At 44.5% G+C, this 22,498-nt stretch carries 21 protein-coding genes; 13 read left to right on the forward strand and 8 right to left on the reverse strand.

The features are described 5' to 3' along the window. Positions 1 to 66: 66 nt before the first annotated feature. Complete coding sequence (locus MKZ16_RS04890) at positions 67 to 1,131, reverse strand: GNAT family N-acetyltransferase (RefSeq protein ID WP_076104224.1); 1,065 nt, start codon at positions 1,129 to 1,131, stop codon at positions 67 to 69. 194 nt (positions 1,132 to 1,325) lie between these two features. Between MKZ16_RS04890 and MKZ16_RS04895 the strand changes: the two genes are divergently transcribed. Together MKZ16_RS04895 and MKZ16_RS04900 are read left to right on the forward strand one after the other, a co-directional pair. After that, positions 1,326 to 2,804, forward strand: a complete 1,479-nt coding sequence (locus tag MKZ16_RS04895; protein ID WP_036676580.1) for a potassium/proton antiporter — start codon at positions 1,326 to 1,328, stop codon at positions 2,802 to 2,804. A 187-nt stretch (positions 2,805 to 2,991) separates the two neighbouring features. Next, the gene (locus MKZ16_RS04900; protein WP_076104225.1) at positions 2,992 to 3,447 is read left to right on the forward strand and encodes a Dps family protein; all 456 of its coding nucleotides are present in this window, start codon (positions 2,992 to 2,994) and stop codon (positions 3,445 to 3,447) included. Positions 3,448 to 3,541: 94 nt separating this feature from the next. Here MKZ16_RS04900 and MKZ16_RS04905 read toward each other — a convergent pair whose 3' ends face one another. Further along, the gene (locus MKZ16_RS04905) at positions 3,542 to 4,246 is read right to left on the reverse strand and encodes an AIM24 family protein (protein ID WP_036676578.1); all 705 of its coding nucleotides are present in this window, start codon (positions 4,244 to 4,246) and stop codon (positions 3,542 to 3,544) included. Positions 4,247 to 4,295: 49 nt separating this feature from the next. Next, the gene (locus tag MKZ16_RS04910; protein WP_076104226.1) at positions 4,296 to 4,763 is read right to left on the reverse strand and encodes a hypothetical protein; all 468 of its coding nucleotides are present in this window, start codon (positions 4,761 to 4,763) and stop codon (positions 4,296 to 4,298) included. 225 nt (positions 4,764 to 4,988) lie between these two features. On the opposite strand from MKZ16_RS04910, the gene MKZ16_RS04915 reads away from it, so the two are divergent. The 5 genes from MKZ16_RS04915 to modB all read left to right on the forward strand — a co-directional run bounded on the left by MKZ16_RS04915 (position 4,989) and on the right by modB (position 9,758). Further along, the gene (locus MKZ16_RS04915) at positions 4,989 to 5,675 is read left to right on the forward strand and encodes a M50 family metallopeptidase (RefSeq protein ID WP_076104227.1); all 687 of its coding nucleotides are present in this window, start codon (positions 4,989 to 4,991) and stop codon (positions 5,673 to 5,675) included. Between the two features lie 191 nt (positions 5,676 to 5,866). After that, positions 5,867 to 6,553, forward strand: a complete 687-nt coding sequence (locus tag MKZ16_RS04920) for a hypothetical protein (protein ID WP_036676574.1) — start codon at positions 5,867 to 5,869, stop codon at positions 6,551 to 6,553. Between the two features lie 199 nt (positions 6,554 to 6,752). Beyond that, positions 6,753 to 7,718, forward strand: coding sequence for a WYL domain-containing protein (locus MKZ16_RS04925; protein WP_036676573.1), 966 nt, complete (start codon positions 6,753 to 6,755; stop codon positions 7,716 to 7,718). 548 nt (positions 7,719 to 8,266) lie between these two features. Then, positions 8,267 to 9,061: a molybdate ABC transporter substrate-binding protein gene (gene modA / locus MKZ16_RS04930; RefSeq protein ID WP_176462621.1), complete on the forward strand. Its 795-nt coding sequence runs from the start codon at positions 8,267 to 8,269 to the stop codon at positions 9,059 to 9,061. A gap of 40 nt (positions 9,062 to 9,101) precedes the next feature. Beyond that, positions 9,102 to 9,758 (forward strand): molybdate ABC transporter permease subunit, encoded by a 657-nt coding sequence (gene modB, locus MKZ16_RS04935; RefSeq protein WP_170914257.1) that lies wholly within the window; start codon positions 9,102 to 9,104, stop codon positions 9,756 to 9,758. 378 nt (positions 9,759 to 10,136) lie between these two features. Here the strand turns inward: modB and MKZ16_RS04940 are convergent, their stop codons facing one another. Next, entirely contained in the window at positions 10,137 to 11,132 is a 996-nt protein-coding gene (locus MKZ16_RS04940; RefSeq protein WP_076104229.1) for a helix-turn-helix transcriptional regulator, read from the reverse strand. A gap of 66 nt (positions 11,133 to 11,198) precedes the next feature. Then, a complete protein-coding gene (locus tag MKZ16_RS04945; RefSeq protein ID WP_339204511.1) occupies positions 11,199 to 11,951 on the reverse strand; it encodes a polysaccharide deacetylase family protein in 753 nt (250 codons plus the stop codon). Between the two features lie 277 nt (positions 11,952 to 12,228). Here MKZ16_RS04945 and dgt point away from each other — a divergent pair, with 277 nt between their 5' ends. Beyond that, on the forward strand, positions 12,229 to 13,638 hold the full coding sequence (gene dgt, locus MKZ16_RS04950; RefSeq protein ID WP_076104230.1) for a dGTP triphosphohydrolase: 1,410 nt from the start codon (positions 12,229 to 12,231) through the stop codon (positions 13,636 to 13,638). A gap of 75 nt (positions 13,639 to 13,713) precedes the next feature. Here the strand turns inward: dgt and MKZ16_RS04955 are convergent, their stop codons facing one another. Further along, entirely contained in the window at positions 13,714 to 14,229 is a 516-nt protein-coding gene (locus MKZ16_RS04955) for a GrpB family protein (protein ID WP_076104231.1), read from the reverse strand. Between the two features lie 78 nt (positions 14,230 to 14,307). Then, a complete protein-coding gene (locus MKZ16_RS04960) occupies positions 14,308 to 15,264 on the reverse strand; it encodes a D-2-hydroxyacid dehydrogenase (protein WP_076104232.1) in 957 nt (318 codons plus the stop codon). A gap of 89 nt (positions 15,265 to 15,353) precedes the next feature. Here MKZ16_RS04960 and thpR point away from each other — a divergent pair, with 89 nt between their 5' ends. The 3 genes from thpR (at position 15,354) to MKZ16_RS04975 (ending at position 17,717) form a co-directional block, all read left to right on the forward strand. After that, positions 15,354 to 15,956 (forward strand): RNA 2',3'-cyclic phosphodiesterase, encoded by a 603-nt coding sequence (thpR, locus tag MKZ16_RS04965; protein WP_076104233.1) that lies wholly within the window; start codon positions 15,354 to 15,356, stop codon positions 15,954 to 15,956. 77 nt (positions 15,957 to 16,033) lie between these two features. Continuing rightward, positions 16,034 to 16,960 carry a cell wall hydrolase gene (locus MKZ16_RS04970; RefSeq protein ID WP_038568918.1) on the forward strand — a complete coding sequence of 309 codons (927 nt, stop codon included), beginning with the start codon at positions 16,034 to 16,036 and terminating at the stop codon, positions 16,958 to 16,960. Positions 16,961 to 17,033: 73 nt separating this feature from the next. Further along, entirely contained in the window at positions 17,034 to 17,717 is a 684-nt protein-coding gene (locus tag MKZ16_RS04975) for a metal-dependent hydrolase (RefSeq protein ID WP_076104234.1), read from the forward strand. 68 nt (positions 17,718 to 17,785) lie between these two features. On the opposite strand, the gene MKZ16_RS04980 is transcribed toward MKZ16_RS04975, so the two are convergent. Then, positions 17,786 to 18,973: a UDP-N-acetylglucosamine--LPS N-acetylglucosamine transferase gene (locus MKZ16_RS04980; protein ID WP_038568920.1), complete on the reverse strand. Its 1,188-nt coding sequence runs from the start codon at positions 18,971 to 18,973 to the stop codon at positions 17,786 to 17,788. Positions 18,974 to 19,239: 266 nt separating this feature from the next. Here MKZ16_RS04980 and MKZ16_RS04985 point away from each other — a divergent pair, with 266 nt between their 5' ends. After that, positions 19,240 to 19,815, forward strand: coding sequence for a TetR/AcrR family transcriptional regulator (locus MKZ16_RS04985; protein ID WP_036676550.1), 576 nt, complete (start codon positions 19,240 to 19,242; stop codon positions 19,813 to 19,815). A gap of 213 nt (positions 19,816 to 20,028) precedes the next feature. Further along, complete coding sequence (locus MKZ16_RS04990; protein ID WP_038568922.1) at positions 20,029 to 22,383, forward strand: YhgE/Pip domain-containing protein; 2,355 nt, start codon at positions 20,029 to 20,031, stop codon at positions 22,381 to 22,383. The last annotated feature ends 115 nt before the right edge of the window (positions 22,384 to 22,498 follow it).

Genomic DNA, 22,498 nt, shown 5'->3' on the forward strand with positions numbered 1-22,498 from the left:
ACTGTTAATAGAGCATACTAAATAACCTCAGCGGGATCATTCTCCCGCTGAGGTTATTTTTGTGCTTTAAATAAAATGGAGACCAGACATATAAGGTAATGGAATTGCCTCAGATTCCCCTGAGGAATCTGAGGTGCGAAGCGGGCTCGCTGGATCAAACAGCAGCGAGATCAGCTCCTTGTCGTCCACGGACGACAAGTCGAGGCTACGCTTGCGGCATACTTCCGTCTGCCGCAAAAGCGCTTCCCGGTCTGCTATGCAGACCGTCCCGCTGTTCGCGCCGGCGCTTAAGGAGGCGCCGGCGTCCCGCAGAAGCGCGAGCAGGCTGCGCTCCTGCCACGGCACAGGCACTTGCAGCGTGCCAACGCCGTTGCACAGAGCCGCCTTGGCCAGCAACGCCGCTACCGCTTGCGGCTGGCCGGCCCAATCCACCGCCGTCGCTGGGCTCGGCGCCGGCACATCCGCCGCGGGCACAGCCATCGCGGCGAACCCCTCGATGCTGCCGTCCCGCACGGCTACGAGTGTGCGCTGGGACAAGCCCAGCACACCCGCGTAAGCCTCGGCACCCAGCAGCAGCGCCAGCTCACCCGGACTGTACATCTGTCCGGCTTCGCGTTCATTCAGCAGCCGGTTGACGGCGAAGAAGTCGCCCGGCTGCATTGGCCGCAGCGTCCATTCTTCCCCTGCTGCGGCAGCAAGTGCGTGAGCCGAGCTTGCGTTCAGCTCGGCAAATTGCGTACCGCCGAACGGTACGCATCCCGCTCGGGTATACAGCGAGCGGTCACCCGAGACAAAGATAAGTGATGCGCCAGCATTCGCAGCATGGGTCTGGCATAGCTGTAGAAGCTGACCGGCTAGTCCCTGGCCGCGATAAGCAGGATCTGTGCAAACTGCACCGATGGAGAATACGTTCAGGAGAGCTTCTCCAGTGCGGATCGTGGAGGGCACTAATCCCATAAAAGCAGCGATGCTACCGTCCTCGGCAACGGCTGCATAAGAGTGAGTGTAACCAGGGCTGAAAATCAGCGGAAACAGCTCTTTCATAGAAGTGTCGCCGGCTTTGCGAAAGATGGAATGGGCTAGAAGAGCGGCTTGATCCAGCTCCGCAGGTTTAATTAATCTCAATTGCATTTACAGTCAGCCTCCTTATATGTAAATACGAGCAGGGTAGGAAGGAATTATTTTAAGTATAAGCCCCAGCGGATGAAATCTTCAATCCTGCTTATATTATTCAATGTCTCAAAAGGATGTGGATAAGGGTAATAACGTACATAAATAAGGAAGCTTATATTTTAAGCTAGAAGAGAAAGGGAAGTGAATAAACGGTGACCCAACTTGCAGATAATATCATATTATTGCTGGCAGCTCTCTTACTTGTAGGTGTGTTTTCCACCAAATTCTCCACTAAATTTGGAATGCCAGCGCTAGTGCTTTTCCTTGCTGCGGGGATGGTACTGAGTCAATTTATCTTTTTTAACAATGCTTCCTTAACACAAATGGCCGGGATTTTTGCGCTGGTTGTTATCCTGTTCGAAGGTGGGATGCAGACCAGTATTAAGGATATCAAGCCTATTATTCGGCCGGCATTATCCTTATCTACGGTAGGCGTATTGTTAACGACAGCTATCGTTGGGGTGTTCGCTAAGCTGATTCTTGAGGTGTCATGGGCGGAAAGTTTTCTGTTCGGAGCTATCGTGGGTTCGACTGATGCGGCTGCGGTCTTTTCGGTATTAGGCGGTAAGAATATTGACAAACGACTGACCTCGACACTCGAAGCGGAATCAGGCAGCAACGATCCTATGGCGGTGTTTTTGACAGTATCGCTGATCGAATGGATTCAGCATCCGGATATGGCGATATGGGGACTTGTGCTGTCCTTTATATGGGAGATGGCAGTTGGTTTGGTGATAGGGATTGTACTTGGCAAAATCGCAGTATACCTTATCAATCGAATTAACCTGGATTCCACGGGGCTTTACCCGGTATTGGCGATTGGATTTGCTGTCCTAACCTACGGGTTATCTGCACTCGTTCATAGCAGCGGCTTGCTGGCTGTCTATGTAATGGGTCTTACCCTTGGCAATTCTGAGCTAATGTATCATCGAACAATTATGAATTTTAGTCATGGCTTCGCTTGGATGATGCAAATATTTATGTTTATATTGCTGGGTCTACTGGTATTTCCACAGGAGCTGGCGGAGGTGGCTTGGCAAGGTATATTGCTGTCCGTCATTCTGATGGTTGTGGCAAGGCCCATTGGTGTGTTTATAAGCTTGCTCTTTTCCAAATTCTCTATTCGTGAAAAAACACTGATTTCCTGGGCAGGCCTGCGCGGAGCCGTTCCAATTGTACTGGCAACCTATCCGCTGCTAGCCAATCTTCCCCACGGACGACTGTTCTTCAATGTGGTGTTCTTCGTCGTGCTGACCTCAGCAGTGATTCAAGGAACAAGCATTTCACCGCTGGCTTCCCGGTTGAAGCTGGTGGGGCAAGAGGATTCAGCACAGCCATCACTGATGGAGCTGGTCGCCCTTGGCAAGACAGATTCCGAGTTCAACCACATAGGAATTGAACCCTACATGCCCATTGCCGGGCAGAAAATCTCCGATATTGGACTGCCAGATGATATCTTATTTACTGCTATTATCCGGAATAAAAGCATTGTCACCCCCCATGGCAGTACCGTCATTGAGCCAGGGGATACTGTATATGTCTTAAGTCCAAAGAGCAAACGCGATGAGATGAGGGCTTTTTTCCGGAGTCAGAAAGGGAAGACGGCGGAGGAAAATATATCTTTGATTTAAGTTTAGAAAGAGGCCGTTATCCAGAGTGTGACAGAGATAATAGGCGGTATAACAAAAGTTATGCTAGAATCGGCAACATGTAAATCTTCAAAGTGGTTGCAAAAAGCAAAAGGATGTGTTAAATTGTATATAGATTTAGAACGAGTCTAAATACAATATGATAAATTAACCATAGGAGGTTTTATTAATGAGTACACAACTAAAGAGCCAAACTGAACTGCACGCTGCTTTGAACCACCAGACCGCGAACTGGTTCCTGCTTGGGGTAAAGCTTCATCATTATCACTGGTATGTTAGCGGATCCCAATTCTTCACGCTGCATGAGAAGTTTGAAGAACTCTACAATGAAGCTGCTGGTTATGCAGATGATTTGGCTGAGCGCCTGCTTGCTATTGGTGGACAACCTGCCTCCTCTATGAAACAATATTTGGAGCTTTCCGATTTACAGGAAGCTCGTGGTGGCGAAGATGCCAAGGGTATGGTAATGGAGCTGGTTAGAGACTTTACGACTGTCTCTAAAGAACTGCAAGCTGCGATTGCTACTGCAGAAGAACTGGCTGATCAACCTACTGCGGATCTGCTGATTGGTATTAGAAGCAGCATTGAGAAACATGCATGGATGTTGAATGCTTTTATCGCCTAAGACAACAGTCTTATAAAGGATAGAACCACAAAGAGCGCCTGCGTATAGGATACGCATGGCGCTCTTTGTTTTGTTGTTTTACTGCTGAACACAACTATTTAATAAACACACCCCCGAAGGGGACTACCTCGCGTAGAAATCGTTTAACAATTCCATCATCGTTATTATCTCTTTCGAATCGGCGGTTCTGACGTCCTGCCTGAAACAGCACAGGCCCGTGACCTGTCATCTTCCAGTGATAGCTCATATGCTGGCTAGCCAAATGGTTGCCGTAAACGGTGAGCTCCAGCTTGGCATTCTCAGGGTAGGCAATAATGCTGCCTGCATCGACATAAAGGGGGTTGGTCGGATGCAGTACAGCTTCACAGACCGTACCCTCTGTCAGTATGCCAATCATGCCATTGCCCGAAAATTTCACCTTTACAATATCCCGTGTAACGAGCACATTCTTCATGCTTAGCACCCGGGTCTCCAGCGAAATACCTATACTGTAGAAGAAGAGATGCTTAAAGTCGTACAGCAGATCGCTTTTACCATCGAGCTGCAGGATTTTTATGCGATAGCCTGGCGGAAGGGCGGCAACGAAATGGCAAGGACCTGCCATATCGGAACGAATCAACTTTCGCTTGCGGTATATGCCCTTTACATCCATAAATCTGTCCGCTCGTCCTGAGGAAGGACCTTGATAAGCGATAATTTGTTGTGGATGGAGTACATGAACCTCTTCCTTCTCCTGAAGGGAGAAGGCTACGGCTTGTCCGCTTCCACTGTCGCTTTCATCTTGGATATCGATGTTCATAGTTCATCTCCCTCATGCTGTGACTGTGATCTTCAATGAATACGTAAGACTAACGCAGACGATCCCCTTTTCGAGAACGGTAAAGCATGCTGAAACGAATAAAACGGATCAGTATAAAATAACCTAGGATTAGTCCAATCCCTGTAAAAATAGTCACTTTGATTTTATGATAATATTCTTCGCGTGCCGTCCGGTCATTTTTTAATTCATCAACCATCTGCGTCAGTTGGCGATTCTGCTCTTGTAGGCTTTCGTTCTGTATCCGGTAAGCTTCCATCTCCTGCGTGGTATTCGCGAGCTTATCCTTTGCCTGCTGAAGCTCTTCAGCAGTTTGCTGAAAACCTTCCTTTAATTCATTCACTTCGTTTGGCAGCTCGGAGAAATTTTTAACTCCATTATAGATATCACTGAATATATTAGCTTTTGCTACAGGAGCTGGCAGGCATACAGTAAGCGTCAGCAAGAACAGGAGCGAATATAACAGCTGTAGATATGCTCGGGATTTATGTTGCTTCATCTATATAATCACCACCCAATTTAGGCTTGTAGTTCTTTTATTTTAACACAGCTTGACAGCTTCTGACAGCGTACGCCATGGGACTGGCAATGCTTATAATGAAAGTAATTTTTACCTCCTTAAGGTTTTCGTTTACTCATTATTAAACACGATCAGTCCGTGATTATCTCGATTGAGAAGAGGTACTATTTATCGTATACTTTGGACGAAAGGGGCTGCTGTCGATTGAACAAATGGCTTAAAACAATATTGCTTCTGATCGGATCTGCTTTTTTGACTAGATTGATCCCATTTTCATCTTTGTTTCGGAATTTAGACACGATGATTCATGAATTTGGTCATGCTCTGATGACCTTACTACTGTCGGGTAGTGTGCTGAGGATTGAATTATACGCAGATCATAGCGGTGTAACCTATTCAGCCATTCAAGAAGGGGGCAAGGCAATATTAGTTTCCCTCTCGGGTTATTTGCTAGCCTCCTTATTTGCACTTCTGCTCTTCTATTTATATAGTAAGGGACGCCATGATTGGGGCCTTATCTTAGCTACGGGTGTGGCGTTGATTATGCTCCTGCTATACGTACGAGGAAGCTTTGGCATGATGTGGTTGGGCGGATTTATTGCGTTAAATATTCTAATGCTGGTGGTTTGGAAGAAGGCCAGCAAATATTATTATTTGTTATTGGCCTTTTTAACCTTGGAGGAGTCTGTAATGGGAAGTTTATTTCTGGTATACGCGGCTGCTGTATCACCGTCCCGTGCAGGAGATGCCAGCAATCTGGCAAAAATGACTCCCGTACCGGCTATATTTTGGGCCACACTGTTTTTTATATTTTCTCTGTTGTGTGCCAAATGGGCACTGGGACTATTTTTCAAGCGAGAGCGAGTGCAGACTAAATTAGGGAGTCGATGAGAAAAAAAACATAAAATTTTCGTCATAAAAAGACAAAAGGGGTTGTTTTTACAAGAGTCAGTCTACTAAGCATGTAGAATGACTCTTTTTTTGTCGATAATATAGAACCGAACATACATTCCATGACATGGAGTTGTCCGCCATTATTGGTACATTAATAGAAGACCCAAAAAAAGAAAGAGGTGGAAATAATGATAGAAAGTATTCATCCCGTATTCACATGGAGTCAAAATCGTATTTTTGCAGGCGGCAATCGTAATGTTATCTTGCTTGTCGAATGGAAAGGGAATATGCCTTCAGAGCACAGCCGACCCAGCAGTTATAAAGTGGTTGCACGTGAAATCGAACTGCGGGTTTGGCTTGAACCCCATGTAACTTTTAAGCGCTCGTATGGGTGTGAGTTTGAAGTCGGTGAAGGCAGTTCGCTACTTCTTAAGCTTGGCAAAATAAAAACGGGGCAACGAAAGTTTATTGCACTGGAATTCAATATCTCTACTACTATTGCAGGTAGATATGAAGCTCTTTCCTTACAGTGGAAATATAAAAAGCCAACCGTAGAGCGTGTTCAAGAGCTTCCAGTAAAGGTTCTTGAGCTAGAATACACTCATCATACTCAGGTTCTGAGTGAAACCTGCTGCTTTCATGTAGAGAAACATCTGGAATTGTTAAAAACAGCTGAAACGATTGAGGAGGCAACCACGTTGCAAAATGAAGGACAACATAGTCAAGCTCATGAAATGCTCTGCCGTCACGCAGATAAATTACTATTACTAGCCGTACGTTCTGGAGATCCTTTACTACTTAAAGAGGCCGAAATGTTGTATAAACAGATTGGATTCGAGTATCAGAAGCGGGGTAAAACTGCTACTGGAAATTGATATAGGACATACAACTAGAAGATGCATATTGACGAAAAAAGACCTATACATAAATTTGTTTTGTCAGCGGGTTCGGCGGAAAATAATCAGAAGAATTGTAATATAAAATGTGGTAACATAGTAAAAAAGTTCTATCACACTATTACTTTTTTTCATAAAATAATGGGTCTATTTAACCATAAATCAAGGGGAACTGAATATGACAGACCGATTAATCCGACTGATGCGCATTATTACACTTGTTCAAGCCAAGCCAGGGATATTAGCCCGTGAATTGGCGGAACGCTGCGGCAACAGCGAGAGAACGATATACCGGGATATGGACGCGCTTAGCGCCATGCATATTCCTATAACCCACCTTGGACATGGAAAAGGCTATGCTTTTATTGGCAATTTTGCACTTTATCCTTTGGATTGGTCGGAAGAAGAGGCGGCTGCGTTTTCGCAATTACGCTATATTATGGAAGATATTAAACCCGTTCTGCCTATCGATTTTGAAGGCGCTTATGAAAAAGTAGTCGCAGCTGAATACAAGCGAAAGGCAGAGCGGGAAGAAACGATAGAACGTGCAAGAAGAGAAGCAGGTACAAGCTGGTTGGAAAGAAGCGGTGCACAGATGGAGCATCAATCTTTTTTGACACCTATTTTGGAGTCTTTATTAAAGCAGAGGAGTATTCAAGCGAATTATTGCGAGAATGCGGTGGAGGAGAAGGAAATAACCATCGATCCTTATTGTTTAGTCCCACTGGAAAATCGTTTTCATCTCATTGGATTTTGCCATCATCAGGGTGTTATTCGTACATATCATATCAACGATTTTTCAAACGTAAAGCCATTAAACCGCTGCTTCTCAAAGGAATCATTTGATTTGCAAGCTTTTATGAAGCAAAAATGGTCACTTGACCGCGATAGTTTGCAGGTAGAGTTTAAAGTGAAATTTTCGGAGCGAATCATGGAAGGGCTAAAGAAAGAGGATTTGCCCTATAAGCCGAATAAAGTAGACCGTCAAGCTCGGTGTTGTTATTTTAAAGTCGCATTGGAACAAGATATTGCATTTGTCCGCTGGATTAAGCGATTTGAAGAGGATGCGGAAATCATAGAGCCGTTTTATTATCGTGAAGTGCTCAGGCAGCAGTTGGAGAAATGGATATCGCAATATAAATAAGATGGATTCTCACCTTCAAATGAAATATTCGTTTACATATATTGTTACAAATCAAAAATTATAGAATATTTCTCTTGTTTGGTGAGTCTTTTTATAATACCACATACATTTAATAACATAATTGCAATTTAGAGGTTTATTTTTATCCTCGAATTTGACCTTTGTTCAATTTTATACAGAAGAGGGCTATTCTCTAGATCCATTTGATTCTTAAAAATGAATATATTAATCCGGGTGAGCTTCTTGGGGGAGTGGATTATCCATTATGTTGAATGTACTTGGCTTTAACCTGGTGGGTGACGGTCAACATGATGTGCTTGGCCCACAGATGAAGAATTAATATCATTCGTGAAATAGGTGTCTTTGCAGCCCTATTTAGGGGAGTCAGAGGCATCTTTTTTGTGTGCAAAAAGCCAAAATCATCATTATATATTGTCTAATTATAACAATATATAACTAAACATATCTAAACATATCTGTAGTTATAGAAAAACGAAAAAGTGTATGCTAGAATAGCATCTAAATATATACATACGAAATTGGGAGGAATGGAAATGTTTAAGAAATGGACACTCTCCGTGATGGGGATATTGGCAATCGTTCTGGTTGTGAATTTATCTGCAGGTCCAGGGGGAGAGGTGCAAGCAGCCACCAAGAAGACTGAAATTATTGTTTCCGCTGCGGCTAGTTTGCAGGATAGCCTGGATAAGATTGCCCTCCTTTATGAAAAGAAACATCCCGATATTGATTTGGTTTTTAATTATGCAGCATCCGGTACTCTGCAAAAGCAGATTGAGCAAGGGGCTCCGGCGGACCTGTTCTTCTCTGCAGGTGATAAACAGATGAATGCACTGGTGGAAGGTGGACTTATCTCCGATCATAAGGTTCTGCTTAAGAATCAATTGGTTGTAGTCGTACCCTCAGATTCAAAGGTTAAATTAACAACGATTACTCAGCTTACGGATAAAGCTTTTAAGAAGGTGGCAGTGGGACAGCCTGAATCTGTACCAGCGGGTCAGTATGCTCAGCAATCATTGACAGCGAAAAAGGTCTGGGATCCGCTGCAAAGCAAACTCGTATTTGCCAAGGATGTGCGTCAGGTTCTCTCTTATGTAGAAACAGGAAATGCCGATGCCGGTTTTGTCTATAAGACAGATGCGCTTACTTCAAAGAAAACTAAAATCGCTTTGACGGTCGGTCCACATGTACACAAAGCTATTAATTATCCGGCAGGCATCGTGAAGAGCTCGAAGAATCAAAAGGCAGCTAAGGAGTTGTATAGTTACCTTCAAAGCAAGGAAGCTAATGATATCTTTGTAAGTTATGGCTTCCTGCTTCCTTAAATAGAAATTACGAGTAGAAGCGGGTGGAATAAGGTTGGAAATAAATTGGACTGATTTCTTCGCCCCGGTATGGCTTTCCGTAAAAATATCTGTGATTACAAGCATTATTGTATTCATTTTGGCAACAGCTGCTGCGAAGGCTATGGCGGGCCGGAGGTTTCCCGGTCACAGCTTGGTAGAGACTATAATGCTGCTTCCGCTCGTATTGCCGCCGACGGTCGTAGGATTTGTACTTTTAGTTATTTTAGGCCGACGAAGCTGGATCGGCAGATGGTATGAACAGATGACGGAGCAGACGATCCTGTTCACATGGGGGGCAGCTGTTATCGCCGCTGTAGTCGTAGCTTTTCCACTCGTATACCGCACAGTGAAGGCGGGTTTCGAAGGGATAGAAGCAGATCTTGAAGATGCGGCGCGGGCACAAGGGGCAAGTGAACTGCAGGTACTGCGTTATGTCACGCTGCCGCTTGCGGGCCGGTCGCTGGCAGCCGGTTATGTTCTTGGTTTTGCCCGCGGTCTTGGGGAGTTTGGCGCTACCATCATGGTAGCTGGCAATATTCCGGGCCGCACGCAAACCTTACCCACAGCGATCTATGTTGCGGTAGATGGAGGCAATATGACGCTCGCGTGGATGTGGGTATGTTCAATTATTGTTATTTCAGCCGCTATGCTGATGTTTGTGAATCGGCGTTCTTAAAAAAACACCAGACAGCGATTCTCCGGTTATTGGAGAGTTGCTGCCTGGTGTTTTTGGTTTGAAGCGGGTGGTTTGAGCAGATGCTGGGCAAGTGAACCCGGCAACTTTGATGTCATCTTCTAGCGCCGTCGGATTTTGATGGAGTCTGTGAGTTAACTGCATTCTATACAGTTATTCCGTCTGCATAAGGAATCGTTCTAACTTTAATTGTATTCTATACAACTAAAACTAGAAAAGTCGCCTATGGGGTAGTAAATCAAGAGAAATAGGTGTACCAAATACAGTTATATCTAATTTGCGAGTTGTTCGAAGTAATATAGTTGTACGAAATACAGTTAAACGCTTCTGCATAATGCTCCCGTCTTCTGCTGTGACCCATTAAGTCTCATAAATTATCGTCCCTGTTTCCGTGAGATCATATCCGTGAATGGACCCAAGCTCACTCTGGAAGGCTGGTGAACGCAAAATATCAATCACGGCAGCAATCCATTGCTCATGATCCGGTTTTTTAATCATCACCAGATCGTAGCACTCCTGAATCATAGGAACGAAATCAACACCGTCGACAATCTTAGCGGCTTTCTCGGTGCCGATGGCTACATCTGCTTCTCCCCGGGCCACTTTACCGGCAACTGCCAAATGGCTGTTCTCCTCGTTCTCATAGCCTGATAGGCAGGCTGCTGGAATGCCATGCAATCGAAGCTGTTCATCCAATAATACGCGTGCACCTGAACCTCGTTCTCTATTGATCAGCGTGAGTCCGTTCTGCTCTAAGTGAGACCATTCATGAATACCCCTGGGATTCCCTTTTTGTACATAAAAACCTGCACTTCGGGTAAGTAGGCGAACTACAACATAAGAGCATCCTACGAGTATTTTTCGGATATAGGGTAGGTTGTATTCTCCAGTATCCCCGTCGAGCAGATGTGTGCTGACAATGTCCGACTCCCCTTTATACATGGCTATCAGGCTATCAAGACTCCCGGCATAAGAACGAAGAGGGCGTTCAGGCAGAGCCCGTTCCAAATAGGTAGCTAGAATATCCAGTGACATATCCTGACCTGTAATCACCAAGCTGTGTCCTACAGTTTTAAGGTGGGGAGATTGTGCTGGCATTTGAGCTGGATTTGTACCGGAAAAGGCCAAGGGTATTGCTGGTGGAGTCTGGGCCATTATAGTAGTAGGATTAGCGGTGGACGCCCCACTCCGTGTATTTTGTTTGTAGGTTTCCAAATCGGATTGATCCACGCGCATTTGTTTTCCTACACGGTAGGAGGGGAGCTCCCCTTTTTTAATTAGATCATATACTTTTAATTTTGATATTTTTAATAAGCGGGCAATTTCCTCTGTCGTATAGGATGTATTATCGGACATGACAAAAGCCTCCAGAACTTCATATTAGGACAAGACTACCCTATTTTGAAGTCCTGTGCAATTAGCCTATTGTTGTTTACCCGCCTGCTGTGTACTGGATAATTTGATCAACTCAGAGACAGTGACAAATCGAAAGCCTTTCTTTTCTAATTCCGGCAAAATAATTTTAAGAGCTTCTCTAGTTTGTGACTGCCCGTGCACATGATCATGAAATAGAACGATGTCCCCATTACGTGCATTTCGAATGACCTTGTTCGAAATACTGTACACGCCTGGGCGATTCCAGTCACGAGTATCTTGATGCCAGGACCATAATATTGGCTTCAAGCCCATATTGTTAGACAGATCAACTAAGGTCTCGTCATACATGCCGCCTGGTGGTCTGAACAGTGAACTATGTTTACCGGAGACTTTTATAATCTCTTCTTCGGTCAATCTTAGCTCCTGCTCAAATTGTGCTTCATTAATAGGTTTTTTAAAATAAACGTGATTGTAGGTATGGTTAGCTAATTCATGCCCCTCAGCAATAACTCGTTTCGCTACCTCTGGATAGGCTGCAATTCTTTTTCCTATCGCAAAAAAGGTGCATTTCGCATGATATTGATTCAATACCTTTAAGATTTGATCGGTTTCAGAAGGGTCAGGACCGTCGTCGAACGTCAATGCAATCACTTTTTGGTTAGTATGTACTTCCCAAATCATGTCTCCTCTTTTTTCGTAGTAGTCGCGGTTTTTGCTTGGACTACCTAGAGCAGAGTTCGTGAAGCATAAAAAGAATGCAAGGGTGATCAACATAATTTTGCTGCAAGTTTTCATCATTTCACCTGTTTTTTTATTTTAGAGTGCTCCTTTTGGGGGTCGGTATATTCATAGTTTCAGTTTTGTATAGGCAACCAGTCTTTTTTCGTGCTCATTCTTCTTTCTACTATATCTTCATGTACAGGTTATGAGATTCATTTTGGCTTCTGACGATTACATAGTTATCCACGTGACCGTCTATAATTAAATTAGCCTTTGTATTTTGATGTGAAAATTGTTATGAAAATGCCTTATAATGAAGTACTATATACAGACATTTGGTTAGGGTGGTGGGAACATGACACTTATTGAAAAAAGAGAACACCGGCAGTATCCGGAGATTACCCGCCTAGAAACGTCGAGAGCTGCTTATGAGCGTGATTATTCACGCCTGATTCATTCGCCTACTTTTCGGAGGCTGCAAGGTAAATCACAAGTATTCGGGGCTGGGACGGGTGATTATTACCGCACGCGTCTGACTCATTCACTTGAAGTTGCACAGATTGCTCGTGAGGCGGCGAAAAGTCTGCTGCGATCGTATCCAGAAGTGGAAACCACCAAGGCGGAGAATCCGGGTCTTGTTATAGATCCAGAGGTAGTGGAATGCGCAGCTATCGCTCATGATTTTGGCCATCCTCCCTTTGGACATAAAGGGGAAGAAGTGCTGGATAATATTTTGGAACAGCTTATTGAAAAGAAAACTAACGAAGCTGCGCTGCAATCAGTTGCAACGGGTGTGGATCGCCTGCTGATCCATGAGCAGATGAAGCAACGTTATGAGCATTTCGAAGGCAATGCCCACAATTATAGGCTGATTATGTTTCTGGAGAAGCGTGAGAATATTGATGGGCTAAATCTGTCAGATGCTGTGCTGCTAGGCATAAATAAGTATCCTTTTCCCGGCACCTCGCTGAAGAAGGGGATGTACCTTCACGAATGGGGATATATTTCGGAGATCCGCAAAGAGTGGGGAATACCGGCAGGTAAGAAAACGTTAGAGGCTCAGCTTATGGACCTTTGTGACGATATCGCTTATTCTGCACATGATCTGGAGGATGGGATTAAAGCCGGAAAGATTGAAGTGCATGAACACTTTATGCATGATTCTTATATCCAGCGGTTAATCGTAGAGAAAATCACCACGCTCGAGGATTTCTTCTGGAAGGGCTGGGAAGAGGAAGGCATTCGCGCGAAGGTCGAGGAAGTGCTCAGTTCATTTCTTCGGGTTTGGAAGGAAAAAATGCCAACCTGCGAAAATGACTATTCCCGCACTCGACGTGAAGTTAAGGCTTATTGGGTAAGTACCTTTGTCGCCAGCTTGGGAGTGATCCAAGATGAAGACTGGAAGAAGGTCACCTTTATAAAGGAAGGAAAAGAAGACGAAGATATGCTGCGGACCGTAAGTGTGCTGAAAAGCTTCGCGTGGGTTACTATGATCCGTGATTTGCGTGTGCAGCGGCTGCAGAAACGTAGTGAGTGGATTTTGCGCCGTCTATGGGGAGCGTTTCTGGATCCACAGACCTCTAAAGCCATTATTCCATCGGATTGGCTGCAGCGATTTGAGAAAGATCAGAAGCAGGCAAAACCGATTTGGACTTGGGAGCATATGGTGATTGATTATATCGCAGGGATGACTGATGCTTTTGCAGAGAAAATATATAATGAGCTGTACGGACTGAAAGTCGGCTCGATTTATGATTTGGATTAGAGACGCTTAGACAAGTAGTCCCTGCTGTTCATTTAGGATAATCTAAATGAACAGCAGGGGCTATTTTTATAAGGATTATTGATTTAAATACCACTCATATGCAGTTCTTTCAAGATTAACCACAAATTCTTCTTTCCCGTCTATATAAGCTGCAATGTCCTCTGGGAATTGTTTGGCAAGAGTATCCTTCAAATCTCCGTACTGTTTAACCGTCTCCGGATGTGATCGAAGGTAGTCTCTTACAGCCAGATGACGGTCGATATCTATCTTATTATCCATCTGGAAGACATGAACATGATGGGTTCTGCTATTTCCGCCTTTTCTGAAATATCTTCTGCCACTGGTACCGAACTCACCCATACATTCATAACCAAGTGCTGTCATTTGCTGGTTGAACTCATCTACAGCTTCGATATTTCGTACTACAGGCATTATATCTATGATTGGTTTAGCTTTTAGTCCGGAAACAGAAGTGCTGCCAATATGGTGAATATCAACGAGGGCATCAGCAAAGATGGCTTTAATCTTCTGAGCCTCTTCAATGAACGTTAGACTCCATTGCTCGTTAAATTCTGTGACCGTGACCTTCATTTCACTAACCCTCTCTTTATGGATAACTTTGGATTTTCTTATTATAGAACAGATGTTCCTGTTTTGTAAAGCGTATTATTAATATTGCCGGTCGTAATCAACAAGATTTAGAGAAGGTGTGCCTGATGATAAGTAAGACTTCACATTTTCGGTAAAAATATTAACGATCCGGTCAGCGTATTGATCTGTAATTCCAGCGGAGTGTGGAGTGATGATTACTTGCTCCATAGACCAAAGCGGATGATCCTGCGGAAGGGGTTCGGTCTCAAAAACATCCAAACCAGCGCCACGGAGTTGTCCGCGATTCAATGCATCGATCAGAGCCTCAGTATCGGTAGTTGCGCCACGGCCAATGTTAATGTAATAGGAGCCTTCTTTAAACGCGGAGAAGCTGGTGGCATTAAATAAATGCTTGGTTTCATCGGTAATAGGAAGGGTATTGATGATGAAATCGCCTTGACTTACAGCTTCGGATAAACGATCTGTTGTATAGATTTGATCAAAGTCTGCGACTGGTTTACCGGAACGGCTGACACCGATAGTCTTCATCCGGAAGGCTTTAGCAATTCTGGCGGTTTCACTGCCGATCGCTCCAGTTCCAGCTATTACGGCTGTTTTACCGGACAGCTCGCTTTCACTGCCATCAGATTTCCAAATCCGGTTCTGCTGATTACGTACAGCCGTATGCAAATTACGTGTGAAGAGAAGCATGAACCCGAAGATTACCGCAGAAATAGGTTCGGCATGAACTCCGCTCCCACTGGTGAGCAGGATTCCTTGTTGCTTAAGACGATCGAGAGGAAGCTTCTCAATACCAGCAGACCAGGACTGGACCCAGCGAAGGGAGGACTCGGGGCGAAGGAGTGTATCCGAAATACCTTTTGCCCAGCCAATTACAATTTCTGCTTCTGCAAGCAGCTGCAAATCCGGATTTTTTGCGTCTCCTTGTGTAAATGTATAGCCTGGGGCAGCCGCTTTGATCCTTTCCTGCTGCTGAGATGTAAGTGGTTGTAGACATACTATAGACTTAGTCATGATGTGTTCCTCCTACTTTGTGGTTTAATGGATATGGATCATGTTATAGGTTAAGAATACCAAATCTATTGGAGAAGGTGAAATTGACCATGAATACTAAAGTATCAGAGAACGAATCAGAACGGCTTTTTCTAGCTGTGAAATTACCTTCTGAGCTGCAAGAAATAGTGGCGCAGGCATGTTCAAAGCTATCTGGAAACTTTGAATTTGCTAAATGGACAAATCCGCAAGATTATCATATTACCCTGCAATTTTTAGGAGATACCCCAAAGACCGTAATTCCAGATTTAGTAAAATCATTAAGGCAGATCGCGGGTCAAGGCAGCCCCTTCAATCTCTCTTTGGACAAATGGGACACATTTGGTCTTTCAGCTTCCCCCAGAGTCCTGTGGATAGGGGTTTCTGGCGAAATAGAGGCATTAAATCAATTAGCTGCGAGAGTGTATTCTGCGACGTTTCCATTAGGTTTTTCAGGCGAATCCAGGGCCTATAAACCGCATCTTACCGTGGCTCGAAAGTACCGGGGAAAAAATTCATATGATGATAAATTGCTGGAAAACTTACTGAAATTGGATGATGATTGGAACCTAAAAAACTATCAGAGAGACTGGACGATTGATAGTTTTGTGTTGTATGCTACCAGAATGTATGCCATTCCTATGTATGAAATTATTGAAAAGTTTACAGTTTAAAATCGATAATAAAGTTTTCAAAGCTTCCGTTTTCGGTTACATACAATAGGAATGTGCCGTGAAATAGGAGGAATATCATGTTAATTTTTAAACAAAACCGCTATATTGCGTTGCTCGTTGGCGTTATACTAGTGTGTTTCTCTGCCATAAGCTTATTGCAACCCGAACAAGTTGCGGAAGGGAAGATGGACAGGGTGCAGATGGATAAGTTGCAATCCACCAGCCGTGCATCCGTACTTTCTCTTTTGCAAGATGAATCGAAGTCTAGTATAACGAGTAGCATTACGAGGGGCATTACTGAAGTTACACAAGCCAATAAGCTTAATAACACACTCAGTCTTTTAAGTTCCGCTTGGAAACCGGCGAAGGGTGTGGAATGGCTTAGTGTAAAAAAAATAAAACAAAAAAACACAAAAAACACATCGAACGTTTCCATTATTCGGGTGAAGGCTGATGTAGTACAATCCAAGCCAGCTGCGCAAAAAGCGTCGCAATTGGCGGAAACAGCAACAAAGAGTAGTCAGGCGACAGCGAAGATAGCCTCGGCTTCTCAGAAACATCCCCTCACAACATTGTACTTCTCTCGGACAGAGCTATTAAGCCAGGAGCAGCAAAGTAAAGCAACCCGGCGCTACGCTGTATCCGAAGAAGAACTGCTTCTGCTACAAAAAATTGTAATGGCAGAGGCGGAAGGTGAACCGTACAAGGGCAAGGTGGCAGTTGCCAACGTTGTTCTGAATAGGCTGCGGTCAGCCAATTTCCCCGACACGATATATAAAGTTATTTATCAGAAGAGCCAGTTCAGCCCTGTAGCTAACGGGCGTCTTAACCGTGTGAAGCCTAACGATGATAGTATTAAAGCGGTGAATGCTGCACTCTCCGGAGTAAAGGAAGTTCCCGATAATACTTATTTTTTCTTGTCGCTAAAACTTGCACAGGATCTGACCGTACATCATTCACAGACTTATGTTAAAACTATTGGCAATCATACTTTTTATAAATAATTTGGTGGATCTGTGAACCTCAGCGCTATATAGGGTAAACTAAACTATATGAATCTGGAGGTGGAAGATAACCATGAAAATCACTTATTATGGACATTCAGCTCTGCTGGTAGAGACGGGGAACGTGAAGGTTATTATTGACCCTTTTTTGTCAGGTAATCCGAACTCCGGTATTTCACCTGCCGATATTTCCGTTGATGCCGTTCTGCTTACTCACGGCCACTCTGATCATTTAGGAGATGCTGTCGAAATTGCCAAGCAGAATGATTGTCCGATCTTTGCAATGTTTGAGCTTGCCGAATATTGCCGGATGAAGGGTGCACAGGTTAAGCACATGAATATAGGTGGTAGTCATACCTATGCAGGGATGACTGTGAAATTTACGCAGGCGTTTCATTCCTCATCCATTCAGGAGGGCGATTCTTGGATTTATGCTGGACAACCCGCGGGGATTTTGTTGACGATTGAGGGTAAGACGATTTTCCATGCGGGGGATACCGCACTATTCAGCGATCTGCGCCTCATTGGAGAAAGGAATGCGATTGCCCTGGCAGCTCTTCCTATAGGCGATATGCTAACCATGGGACCGGATGACGCCTTGCTGGCCGCACGCTGGCTGCGGGCGGATAAAGTGATCCCGCTACATTACAATACATTTCCGGATATTGCTCAGGATGGTGCTGATTTCTGCGATCGCCTGCATCAAGAGGGAGTAGAAGGTTTTCCGCTTAAAGCTGGTGAGAGCGTAGAAATTTAACCAATCCGATTTATATTATAAAAAAAAGCAGGTAGCCGGGGGAAATTCCCTGACTGCCTGCTTATTCTTTAAGGTGTAATACATACAGGTTCTTCATTACGTGCTTGCGCTCTTGTGCCTCTGATTTCAGTTGCCTCGCTTACGGGGTTACCTAACATCTTCAGAACAGTAGTCGCACAGCTTTGCGGTTGATGTTTATCTGGAGCGAGACGTCGTCTGCGTTGCTCTTCCAGAACTGAATATTCACGAAGCATCATAGTGAACCATTTGTTCACTACTTCCGAGTCGAGCACCTCTGCCAGCCCAAGCTCTACGAAATATTGGCAGTTTTTCTCTTCCTGACCTGGAATAGCTTTATAGAAAAGCATTGGAATTCCTTTGGCCTGACCTTCCGTACAGGTCATGCCTCCAGGCTTCGTAATCAGCAGGTCTGAGGCATCCATCAATTTATTGATTTCACTGCTATATCCCAGAATTTTAACATTGGGATGATTGAGCAGTGGATTGGACTTCATTTTGGCGATTAGCTTCTCATTGCTGCCCATACAGAAGACGAGCTGAATATCATCCATTCTGGCGGTGAGGGAATGCATAATCTCTTTGCCGAACATCAGCCCCCATCCTCCGCCCATAATGAGTACGGTTGGAATATCAGCCAATCCCAGCTCCTTGCGTAGCAGCGTCTTGTTGGAGCGTTCCCAGAACTTTGGATGCACTGGGATGCCAGTGACGGTTACTAGCTCTGGAGCGATCCCACGGCCTGTCAGAATGGACTTGACGCGTGGGGTAGATACGAGATAACGATTGACCTCGGAATTTACCCAACTCCCATGTGCATCATAATCAGTAATTAATGTATACAGAGGCACATGTAGTCCACGACGTTTCAGTCTGGAAATGACCGCAGCCGGAATGGGATGAGTGCAGATAATTAAATCAGGCTTTAGCTGCTCAATGACCTGTGAAGCATGTGTATAAAAAATCCGGTGAAGCGCCATTTTAGTCAACGGGTTCAATGATTTATGATATTGTGTCTTATACATCATGCCGACCAGCTTAGGCTGGCTGCTAACTGTTTTGCGGTAAGCGGAAAGAATCCAAGGGGCGACCGTCGGGTTAAGAAATTTCCCCAGCTCGATGACTCGGCATTGGACATCCGGATTCAGCAGCTTTATTCCTTCGGCCAGAGCATAGGCTGCTCCTGTGTGGCCCGTACCGAAGCCTTCCGAAAACAGCAGTACTCTTTTCTTTCGCATAAGTTCACCTGCTACTTTCCTTTTCTATAGAAATGCGTTTCTTCTTCTAATTATACTAGGAAATCTATACTATACTCACATTATACAAGTAAGACGTAAATAGAAAGTTAAAACCCTGCAATAAATAAAAAAAATAAAAGGTTCGCCCAAAGTATTGCAAACTAGAAAACAACATGATAAAGTAGTGAATGACCAATTGACCGGATTAGTAAAATGGTCAGAAGTCAGCGGGAACGATATTTTCTGGAGAAAGGAAGTGTGCACAGGTGGCAGTGGTGGATCGAAGACAGCAGGTGCTTCAGGCCGCAGCAAAATCTTTTTCATTATTTGGCTATAAGGCAACTACAATGGATCAGGTTGCTAAGATTGCAAATGTCGGTAAGGGGACCATCTACACCTTTTTTACAAACAAAGAGCAATTGTTTGACGAGATCCTGCACGATATGATGATGGAAATGAAGACGATTGCTGAGCGGGAGATCAGGCGAGACAGACCCTTCTTTGACAACTTGCATCGTGTGCTGGATGCTCTGCTTGAGTTTCGGAGTGAGCAGGAGCTATTCATAAAACTTTCCCAGGAGAATCGCGAATTCGGTACGCCGCAGGCTGGAGAAGGACTCGAGAAGATCGAGAACGTAGTTTTAGAATATTTAGAACGGGAGGTGCAACAAGCGCTCCAACAGGGAGAAATCAAACCTTGCGATCCCAAAATCGTCTCGGTAGTCATGTTCAGATTATATATTGTATTGACTGCTGAACTGAATAAAACACATACTCCCTTGGACAAGGAACAGATCAAGATGTATTTTCATTTGTTTCTCGCCGAAGGATTGGCACAGTAAGGGTTGATTCAGGACAGGGATGGCGTTCTCAGCTTCACTCGATTCGCTTTCCCTTAACAATTCTCAAGATGGATTAGGCATTGAAAAAGAGCCGCGAGGCATTTTTTTATACCCTGAATTGACCGAATGGGGAAAACAGTCACTTAGTGTTACGTAATATTTCGCAAACAAAGCATTTTAAAGAGAGCATAAGCTCATAAGGAGAGAACCAGAATGAAATCATTATCCGTATTTACCAAGGATCTTGGCGCAGCCCTTAGAAATCCGAAGGTGCTAATTCCAATGATTGCTATCCTATTTATTCCGGTGATGTACAGCGGATTCTTCCTGAAGGCATTCTGGGATCCGTATGGCAAGATGAATGAGCTTCCGGTTGCTGTGGTCAACCAGGATGTCGGCGCTAATTATGAAGGCAAGCAACTACAAGCCGGTAATGATCTTATAGAAGAGTTGAAGGTAACCGACGGCTTCCAGTGGAACTTCGTTTCCCTTGAAGAAGCGGAAGCAGGAATGAAGGACAATACTTATTATATGTCGATCATTGTTCCGGAAGACTTTTCTGCTAAAGCTACTACTCTTATGGATGATGAACCACAGCCTGCAAAAATTATTTATGAGCCAAATGAAGGTTACAACTTCTTGGCTGGTCAAATCGGTGGTACGGCTGTAGCAGAAATTAAAAATAAAGTATCTGCTAAAGTAACTGAAGCTTATGTAGAGTCTGTATTCAATCAGATTACAGAAGTATCTGATGGATTGGGCGAAGCAGGAGATGGAGCCTCCAAGATCGCTGATGGCGCTGGTAAGCTAGATGACGGAGCCTTGAAGCTGAAAGATAATCTACTTGTACTGACAGATGGTACAGGTAAACTTCAAAATGGTGTAGAACCCCTTACACAAGGCGTGACTGATTTGAATGCAGGTGCTACGGCGCTTAAAACAGGATCAACCACGTTGGCAAGCGGATTGCAACAACTGTCTACTGCACATACGCAGCTTCAAGACGGTGTTGCACAGAGTGCTGCCGGCAGTAAACAACTTAGTGACGGCTTGAAACAAGCTGTAACAGGGGCAACACAGCTTCAGGCGGGAACGCAGTCTGCTGTGGATGGTACTTCTAAACTACAAGCAGGAACACAATCTTTAGTTGATGGCAGCGCGAAGCTGGAAGCAGGCTTAACTTCTTCCGTAGATGGCAGCGCGAAACTGGAAGCAGGTTTGCAAGCTTCCGCCGCAGGCAGCACGAAGGTAACTGAGGGTGCTAAAGCGGTAGCTCAAGGATTGGAGCAATTGGCACAGGCTAGTCCTGAGCTGGCACAAAATCCAGCGGTACAGAAGCTGCTGGCAGCCAGTGCAGCTGTGGCACAAGGCAGTGAGCAACTGCAACAAAGTCAAGAGCAGCTGGCACAGGGTGCTACTGCACTCCACAGTGGGCAAGAGCAGCTGGCACAAGGTGCAACTCAATTGCACTCGGGTTCACAGCAGTTAGCTGCTGGTGTAACTCAGTTGCATGATGGAGCACAGCAATTAAATGCTGGTAGCACACAGCTTTTGACAGGACAACAAAAACTGGCACAAGGCGCATCTGCACTTGTAACCGGTGGAGATAAGCTGAATGCAGGGATGCAACAATTTGGTGCGAAGCTTAAAGAAGCTGCAGCTGGAGGCAGCAAGCTGGCTGAAGGCGGTAAAGCGCTTGGCGATGGTACTACAAAACTGTTAAGCGGTGTAGGCGAACTAGGTTCCGGTATCAGTGCTGTAGCAGATGGTTCGAAAAAACTGGCTGATGGCGCAGGCGAGCTGAAAGATGGTATGGATGATCTGAAATCTGGATCAACAGAACTGGCAACTAAGCTTGGCGATGCTGCTGAAAAAACAGGCAGTGTGAACAAAACAGATGCAATGATGGAAATGTTCGCACAACCAGTGGTGGTTGAGGATCAAGTTGTGAATCATGTTCCGAACTATGGTACAGGTTTTGCTCCTTACTTCCTATCCCTTGGATTGTTTGTAGGTGCTTTGATTTCAACAATTGTTATTCCAATGCGTGATTCGGCTGTCCTTGGTGCTAGCCGTATGAACCGTTTCATTAGCCGTACGCTTACTTTCACAATCATGAGCTTTATCCAGTCTATGCTGGCTGCTGTGGTTGTATTGTATGGACTTGGATTGGAAGTACAAAGTAAACCGCTATTCTTCGTATTTACATTCTTAACAAGTTTAGTTTACACATGGGTAGTTCAAGCGATTGTTACTTGGATGGATCAACCGGGACGTTTCGTTGTTATCGTTATTCTTATTTTCCAATTAACAACTAGTGCCGGAACATTCCCACTTGAATTGATCCCTGACTGGATGAAATTCTTTAATCCACTGCTTCCAATGACTTACACAGTTAGTGGACTTAAAGCAGTAATTTCTACAGGTGACTTCAGTGCAATGTGGGGAGATGTAGGTATCCTGGCAATCTTTGGTCTTGGATTCCTTGCTCTTACCTTCGCTTACTTCATGACTCGTAGCCGTGAGAATGAAGTTGGAGTGAAAAGTGAACAAGTTTTGACTGTATAAACTGATAGATTTTTTGAAAAAAAAGTATAAAAAAGCGTCTCCTCCGGGAGACGCTTTTTTTGATTTAAAATCATAAAAACCCTTTTTCTTGCAAACATATTAGAAGGGATGAAAA

Origin of the sequence: Paenibacillus sp. FSL R5-0928, from assembly GCF_037970385.1 — a bacterium.
GTDB lineage: Bacteria > Bacillota > Bacilli > Paenibacillales > Paenibacillaceae > Paenibacillus_AQ > Paenibacillus_AQ odorifer.